Raw genomic sequence first — 6,708 nt, forward strand, 5'->3', positions numbered from 1 at the left:
ACAAGTGTCCCTCCACGGCGCGGGGCCCCCCCCCCCCCGGGGGGGGGGCCCCCCCCTCGGACCTGAACGAACCTGCTGTGCTACCGGGTCAGGCCTTGGCCTTCTCGGCGTCGGACTTCGTCCCGGCGTCGGGCTTGCCCGGCTCGGGAACGGCTGCCGCGGGACGGGGTGCCGGCTTGGCCGCCTCGTAGAACTCCTCGCGCGGAGTCTCCATGGCGCCGAGCGAGACGACCTCGCGCTTGAGGAACATCGCGAGCGTCCAGTCGGCGACGACGCGGATCTTGCGGTTCCAGGTCGGCACCGCGAGGCCGTGGTAACCACGGTGCATGTACCAGGCGAGACGTCCCTTGAGCTTGATCTTCATCTTGCCCATGACGATCATCGCGACGCCCTTGTGCAGGCCGAGGCCCGCCACCGCACCCTTGTTGGCGTGCTCGTAGTCGCCCTGCGGGAAGCCGCGCATGCCCGAGATGACGTTGTCGCCGAGGACCTTCGCCTGGCGCAGCGCGTGCTGGGCGTTAGGCGGGCACCAGGCGTTCTCGACACCGGCCTTGCGGGCGGCCATGTCCGGGACCTGCGCGTTGTCGCCCGCGGCCCAGATGTAGTCCGTGCCCTGCACCTGGAGCTTCTCGGAGGTGTCCACGTGGCCGCGGGGGCCGAGCGGCAGACCGTAGCGGGCCAGGACCGGGTTCGGCTTGACGCCGGCGGTCCAGACGAGCGTGTCGGCGTCGACCTCAAGGCCGTTGTTCAGCACCACGTGACCGTCGACGCAGGAGTCCATACCGGTCTTGAGGTAGACCTCGACCCCGCGGGACTCCAGGTGCTCCTTGCCGTACGCGCCGAGCTTCGGCCCGACCTCGGGAAGGATCTTGTCCGCCACGTCGACCAGCAGGAAGCGCATGTCCTCGCGCTTGACGTTGGTGTAGTACTTCGCGGCGTCCCTGGCCATGTCCTCGACCTCACCGACGGTCTCCGCGCCTGCGAAGCCGCCGCCGACGAAGACGAAGGTGAGCGCCTTGCGGCGGACGTCCTCGTCGGTCGTCGAGTCGGCCTTGTCGAGCTGTTCGAGGACGTGGTTGCGCAGGCCGATCGCCTCCTCGACACCCTTCATACCGATGCCCTGCTCGGCGAGGCCGGGGATCGGGAAGGTGCGGGAGACCGCGCCGAGCGCGATGACCAGGTAGTCGAAGGGCAGCTCGTAGGCCTCGCCGACGAGCGGCGCGACCGTGGCGACCTTGCGGTCCTGGTCGATCGTGGTGACTCGGCCGGTGAGGATCTCGGCCTTGGGCAGCACGCGTCGCAGCGGGACGACGACATGCCGAGGCGAGATGCTGCCGGCAGCAGCTTCGGGGAGGAAGGGCTGGTACGTCATGTACGAGCGCGGGTCCACGACCGTGACGGTCGCTTCGCCGTAGCGCATCTTCTTGAGAATGCGTCGAGCTGCGTACAGGCCTACGTACCCGCCTCCAACTACGAGGATCCTGGGACGCTCCGTGGTGCTCATGGCATCGAGTATCCACCTCCTGGGAGGGGGTACCTCGTGCGCCCCTTCACAAGGTCGGGTGGCACCTCTGCTACACTGCGCGGCCCGCATGACGGAGGTCACTCCCGTACCGGGGAACCAGCACGCCCCGGTGGACGTTGTCCACCCCTCTTGAGCTGGCCCTCACGCTCTCACGCCCGGTGGACCACGACCCGCGGTCATCTGCCCGCAACACGCTGGAAACGGCCCGCAGTCCACGGAAATGAAGGCTACGGGCCTCCGGCAGGGGCCCAAGTCCTGAGATCTTCGGCCGACAGGCCCCAATTCCTTGTGAAGAACTTCACGAACTTTCCGGCGGCCGGTGGCGCGGAGGGCCTCGGAGGCGGCCCCGAAAGGCTGACAACGCTGTCATCGGGGCCCTCGGAACGGCTTCCCCAAAGAGTCGTCCCGATCGTCAGGACCGGTGACCGGGACGGCTATGGCAGTCCACCGGCACCCACCGCAGGCGCCGCTCCGCCCCCACGGCAGACGCCGCTATCCGGCATCCCGGGCGACGCTCCACGCGATGCCGTCGGGCATCGCCTCCAAAGCGTCACTCACTCCCGAGGCGTGCACGTGTACACAATCGTGCGTACACTTCCTTTATGGCCGAGAGCACTGTGACTGTACGGGAAGCCCGCGCGCACTTGGCGGACCACATCAATCGTGCCGAGGAGGGCACACCTACGGTGATCACCCGCAACGGCGAGCCCGTCGCGGCCGTGGTGCCGATCGCGGACTTCAACGCGCTGGAGGAAGCAGCCGACGTGTTGCTGGCCCGGGAGGCGGAAGCGGTCCTGGCCCAGGGCGGCCCGACGGTGCCTATGGCTGAGCTGCTGGCAGACCTGTTCGCCGACCGCACCGACGACGCGGCGTGAAGTACGCGTTCCGGTTCACCACAGCCGCACAGCGGCAACTTCGGGCCATCGACCGGCCTGCCGCCATGCGCATCCTGGCGGCGCTGACCACGCTCGGCGACGATCCGTACCGTGAGGACGCCGACATCAGGAAACTCACCGGCCCGTCGGGCCTCTACCGGCTCCGGGTCGGCAGCTACCGGGTCGCCTATCAGGTCGAAGACGGCGAGCTCATCATCCTCGTCGTCAAGATCGGCGACCGGCGCGACGTCTACCGCAACATCTGAGAACAGGCGGCCCGGTGCGCTGTGAGAGCGGGCCGCCTCTCGGGCGAGGGGGACTCGTGGGGGGGTGCGGGATGCGACGCAATGCCGTCCAGGATGTCGTGCTCGCTGACGACCACCTCGCGGGCTCCGGTCCGCTTCATCACGGAGTGCAGGATCATCGCGCCCGCCCCGATGACGTCGACCCGCCCCGGATGCATCACCGGGATCGCCGCGCGCTCGTCGTGGGACGAGATCAGCAGGTTCCCGGCGATCTCGCCGACCTGGGCCGCGGTGATCCGTGAGTGGTGGATCGCGGTCGAGTCGTACGCGTCGAGCCCCAGCGCGATGGCGGCGACGGTGGTCACCGAACCGGCGAGGCCGACCAGCGTGCGGTTCCCGGAGAGCGGGACCGTCTGCGCCGCCTCGTCCAGCGCGGCGTCGATGTCGGCGCGCATCGCGGTGATCTCACCGAGGGTCGGCGGGTCGTGCCGGACATGCCGCTCGGTGAGCCGGACACAGCCGATGTCCACGGAGCGGGCCGCGCTGACGCCCTCGCCCCCGACGACGAACTCGGTGGAGCCGCCGCCGATGTCCACCACCAGGTACTCGCCGCCCTGGCCGGCCAGCTCCTTCGTCGCGCCGGTGAAGGAGAACTCGGCCTCCTGGTCTCCCGTGATCACCTCGGGTTCGACACCGAGGATGTCGCGCACCCCGCTGACGAACTCGTCGCGGTTCTCGGCGTCCCGGGACGCCGAGGTGGCGACGAAGCGGAGATGTACGGCGCCATGGGCCTTGATGACCTCGGCGTACTCCGTACAGGCCGCGAAGGTCCGCTCCAGCGCCTCGGGGGCGAGCCGGCCCGTCCGGTCGACGTCCTGGCCGAGCCGGACGATGGTCATCCGCCGGTCCAGATCGACGAGTTCACCGGTGGCGGGGTCGGCGTCCGCGACGAGCAGACGGATGGAGTTCGTGCCGCAGTCAATGGCAGCGACGCGGGTCATATGGGTGTCCTCTCGTGGGGCCGGGGTTCCGTCCCGGCCCTGATCCTCAGTCACCGGGCCGCGCGGAGCCATCTCCGCCCGGCCCCGATCCTCAGTCGCCCAGCGGGGCGGAGCCCTCGCCGTCCCGCGCCCGCGGCACGCACGGGCCCTTCGCCCACCACTCGGGCAGCATCGCGATCGCCTCGTCCCCCAGCGGGTTGACGCCCGGCCCCGCGGCCAGCGAGTGGCCCACCAGGACGTGCAGGCACTTGACCCGGTCCGGCATCCCGCCCGCGCTCGGGAAGCCCTCCAGGACCTCGATGGCGTCGCGGCGCGCCAGGTAGTCCTCGTGTGCGGCCCGGTAGGCGGCGGCCAGTTCCGGGTCGGTGCCCAGCCGCTCGGTCATCTCCTTCATCACCCCGTTCGCCTCCAGCGTTCCGATCGCGGAGGCGGCACGCGGGCAGGTCAGGTAGTACGTCGTCGGAAACGGCGTGCCGTCCTCCAGACGCGGGGCCGTCTCGACGACGTCCGGGTTGCCGCACGGGCAGCGGTGCGCGATGGCGCGCAGCCCGCGGGGCGGTCGGCCGAGCTGCTCCTTGAACGCGCTGATGTCCGCGTCGGTGGGCTCGGTACGTTCGGTCTGCGGAGGGGGCGTTTCCATGCCTGCCTTGGATCTGAGTGGCTGTGAAGGGGATGGGGGTGGGGCGGGTGTGCCGGTGGAGCGGGGTGCCGGTGCACGGGGCGCGTGCTTACGGGGCGTACGCGGAGCCGGTGGCCGACGAGGCACCACCGGTCCGTGGCCCGGAGGTCCGGCGCCCCCGGGCTACGGCGCCTTGGTGCGGTCCGCGCTGTCCACGCCGTCCCACACGTTGGAGTACCACGGCCGGTCCGCGGCGCCCTTGCCCGCGGAGTGCTGGGTGCGGGAGTCGGGGTCGACCATGGTGTAGTTGGTCTCCCCCGGCCGCACGAAGTGCAGTTGCTCACGGGCCAGCCGCTCCACGTACGCGTTGTCCTGGAGGCGGGCCTTCTGGTCCCGCAGCTCCTCGACGCGCGCCTTCGCGTCGCTGACCTGGCGCCGCTGGTCGGCGATGTCGCCCCGCTGCGACACGTACTGCCGCATCGGGTAGGCGAGCGCCACCACCAGGGTGCAGAGCACCATCAGCAGTATCGCCGCCCGGCCGGTGAGCCGGGGTCTGCGCGCCTGGCGCCTGGACTGGGAGCGGTAGACACGGGCCGCGGTCTGCTCACCGAGCACCCTGAGTCTGGTCGCGGTGGAGAACCGGTCCCGGTTCCCTGCCATGCCGCCTCCCCGTTACACACGCACGTCCGTCCCCGGACACGGTACGGGACCGGGTACGGGGACGGCTGCGCGTGGCTGCGCCTTCGCTGCTGATTCAGCTGATTCAGCTATGCGGTGCTGCGGCCCGATCAGTTGGAGCGGAAGCGCGGGAACGCCGAGCGGCCCGCGTAGACCGCGGCGTCGTCGAGGATCTCCTCGATGCGCAGCAGCTGGTTGTACTTGGCGACGCGGTCCGAGCGGGCCGGGGCGCCGGTCTTGATCTGGCCGCAGTTCACGGCGACCGCGAGGTCGGCGATGGTGACGTCCTCGGTCTCGCCGGAGCGGTGCGACATCATGCACTTGAAGCCGTTGCGCTGGGCCAGCTCGACGGCGTCCAGGGTCTCGGTCAGCGAACCGATCTGGTTGACCTTGACGAGCAGGGCGTTGGCTGAGCCCTCCTCGATACCGCGGGCCAGCCGCTCCGGGTTGGTGACGAAGAGGTCGTCGCCGACGATCTGGACCTTGGCGCCCAGCTTGTCGGTGATGACCTTCCAGCCGTCCCAGTCGTCCTCGTACAGCGGGTCCTCGATGGAGACGAGCGGGTACGAGGCGACGAGCTCCTCGTAGTACTCGGTCATCTCGGCGGCCGAGCGGGACTTGCCCTCGAACTCGTACGTGCCGTCCTTGTAGAACTCGGAGGCGGCGACGTCGAGCGCGAGCGCGATGTCCTTGCCCGGCGCGTAACCGGCCTCCTTGATGGCCTCGATGATGAGGTCGAGAGCGGCGCGGTTCGACTCCAGGTTCGGCGCGAAGCCGCCCTCGTCGCCGAGGCCGGTCGACAGGCCCTTGGTCTTCAGGACCTTCTTGAGGGTGTGGTAGACCTCGGCGCCCCAGCGCAGCGCCTCCGAGAAGGACTCGGCGCCGATCGGCGCGATCATGAACTCCTGGATGTCGACGTTGGAGTCGGCGTGCGACCCGCCGTTCAGGATGTTCATCATCGGAACGGGCAGCAGGTGCGCGTTCGGGCCGCCCAGGTAGCGGAAGAGCGGGAGGTCGGAAGCCTCGGAAGCGGCGTGCGCCACGGCGAGCGAGACGCCGAGGATGGCGTTGGCGCCGAGGGAGCCCTTGTTCTCCGTCGCGTCCAGGTCGAACATCGCCTGGTCGATCAGGCGCTGCTCGGTGGCGTCGTAGCCGACGAGCTCCGGGCCGATCTGCTCGATGACGGCGAGGACTGCCTTCTCGACACCCTTGCCCTGGTAGCGGTTGGGGTCACCGTCGCGCAACTCGATGGCCTCGAACGCACCGGTGGAGGCGCCGGACGGGACGGCGGCACGGCCCGTGCTGCCGTCGTCGAGGCCGACCTCGACCTCGACCGTGGGGTTGCCTCGGGAGTCCAGGATTTCCCGGGCTACGACGACGTCGATGGACGGCACTAGCATCTCCTTCTGGGATGTGACGCTATGGGCGCAGGGTCTCTTTGGCCTTGCGCCAAGAGCCTAACCGGCCCGGGGGGCTCAGTCGGCAGGGCGCCCGGACCCTGGGACGAAAAAGGGCCCAAAAGATCGCAAGACAGTATGAAAGTCAGCATACCTACCAGGCGGTAACCCGCTGGCGGCCCCCCGTCGGCCGAGCTGTGGGCCGGGATGCGGCCCCGGCGGAGAGACCCCCGCCGGGGGGGGCCCGGGGGGGGGGCCGCCGCGCGCACCCCCCCCGCGGGGGGGGGGGGGGGCCCGGGGTCCGCCCCCGGGGGGGCGGGTTACCCGCCCGCCCATCGACTCCGCCACGGTGCCGAGCGCCCCGGTCC

At 70.2% G+C, this 6,708-nt stretch carries 7 protein-coding genes; 2 read left to right on the top strand and 5 right to left on the bottom strand.

Going from position 1 to position 6,708, the window contains the following annotated elements; translation table 11 throughout:
* Positions 1 to 88: 88 nt before the first annotated feature.
* Positions 89 to 1,504, bottom strand: coding sequence for an NAD(P)/FAD-dependent oxidoreductase (locus ACFXBC_RS31460; RefSeq protein WP_385032194.1), 1,416 nt, complete (start codon positions 1,502 to 1,504; stop codon positions 89 to 91).
* A gap of 623 nt (positions 1,505 to 2,127) precedes the next feature.
* Between ACFXBC_RS31460 and ACFXBC_RS31465 the strand changes: the two genes are divergently transcribed.
* Positions 2,128 to 2,400, top strand: a complete 273-nt coding sequence (locus tag ACFXBC_RS31465; protein ID WP_385032197.1) for a type II toxin-antitoxin system Phd/YefM family antitoxin — start codon at positions 2,128 to 2,130, stop codon at positions 2,398 to 2,400.
* Positions 2,397 to 2,666, top strand: a complete 270-nt coding sequence (locus ACFXBC_RS31470) for a type II toxin-antitoxin system RelE/ParE family toxin (protein WP_385032200.1) — start codon at positions 2,397 to 2,399, stop codon at positions 2,664 to 2,666. The genes ACFXBC_RS31465 and ACFXBC_RS31470 overlap by 4 nt, the downstream gene beginning before the upstream one ends.
* Here the strand turns inward: ACFXBC_RS31470 and ACFXBC_RS31475 are convergent.
* From ACFXBC_RS31475 to eno, 4 genes are all read right to left on the bottom strand, one after another.
* Positions 2,651 to 3,646 carry an exopolyphosphatase gene (locus ACFXBC_RS31475; protein ID WP_385032203.1) on the bottom strand — a complete coding sequence of 332 codons (996 nt, stop codon included), beginning with the start codon at positions 3,644 to 3,646 and terminating at the stop codon, positions 2,651 to 2,653. The two genes, ACFXBC_RS31470 and ACFXBC_RS31475, sit on opposite strands and share 16 nt — an antisense overlap.
* A 91-nt stretch (positions 3,647 to 3,737) precedes the next feature.
* Positions 3,738 to 4,286 carry a DUF501 domain-containing protein gene (locus tag ACFXBC_RS31480; RefSeq protein ID WP_385032207.1) on the bottom strand — a complete coding sequence of 183 codons (549 nt, stop codon included), beginning with the start codon at positions 4,284 to 4,286 and terminating at the stop codon, positions 3,738 to 3,740.
* Between the two features lie 162 nt (positions 4,287 to 4,448).
* The gene (locus tag ACFXBC_RS31485) at positions 4,449 to 4,925 is read right to left on the bottom strand and encodes a septum formation initiator family protein (protein WP_385032210.1); all 477 of its coding nucleotides are present in this window, start codon (positions 4,923 to 4,925) and stop codon (positions 4,449 to 4,451) included.
* Positions 4,926 to 5,053: 128 nt separating this feature from the next.
* Positions 5,054 to 6,343 (bottom strand): phosphopyruvate hydratase, encoded by a 1,290-nt coding sequence (gene eno, locus ACFXBC_RS31490; protein WP_385032213.1) that lies wholly within the window; start codon positions 6,341 to 6,343, stop codon positions 5,054 to 5,056.
* Between the last annotated feature and the right edge of the window lie 365 nt (positions 6,344 to 6,708).

Source organism: Streptomyces sp. NPDC059398 (genome assembly GCF_042751845.1).
Lineage (GTDB): Bacteria > Actinomycetota > Actinomycetes > Streptomycetales > Streptomycetaceae > Streptomyces.

What these genes read in the sequence shown, in the direction of transcription:
- ACFXBC_RS31460 (WP_385032194.1), bottom strand. Translation starts at nt 1,504, where the DNA reads ATGAGCACCACGGAGCGTCCCAGGATCCTCGTAGTTGGAGGCGGGTAC.
- ACFXBC_RS31465 (WP_385032197.1), top strand. Translation starts at nt 2,128, where the DNA reads ATGGCCGAGAGCACTGTGACTGTACGGGAAGCCCGCGCGCACTTGGCG.
- ACFXBC_RS31475 (WP_385032203.1), bottom strand. Translation starts at nt 3,646, where the DNA reads ATGACCCGCGTCGCTGCCATTGACTGCGGCACGAACTCCATCCGTCTG.
- ACFXBC_RS31480 (WP_385032207.1), bottom strand. Translation starts at nt 4,286, where the DNA reads ATGGAAACGCCCCCTCCGCAGACCGAACGTACCGAGCCCACCGACGCG.
- ACFXBC_RS31485 (WP_385032210.1), bottom strand. Translation starts at nt 4,925, where the DNA reads ATGGCAGGGAACCGGGACCGGTTCTCCACCGCGACCAGACTCAGGGTG.
- eno (WP_385032213.1), bottom strand. Translation starts at nt 6,343, where the DNA reads ATGCTAGTGCCGTCCATCGACGTCGTCGTAGCCCGGGAAATCCTGGAC.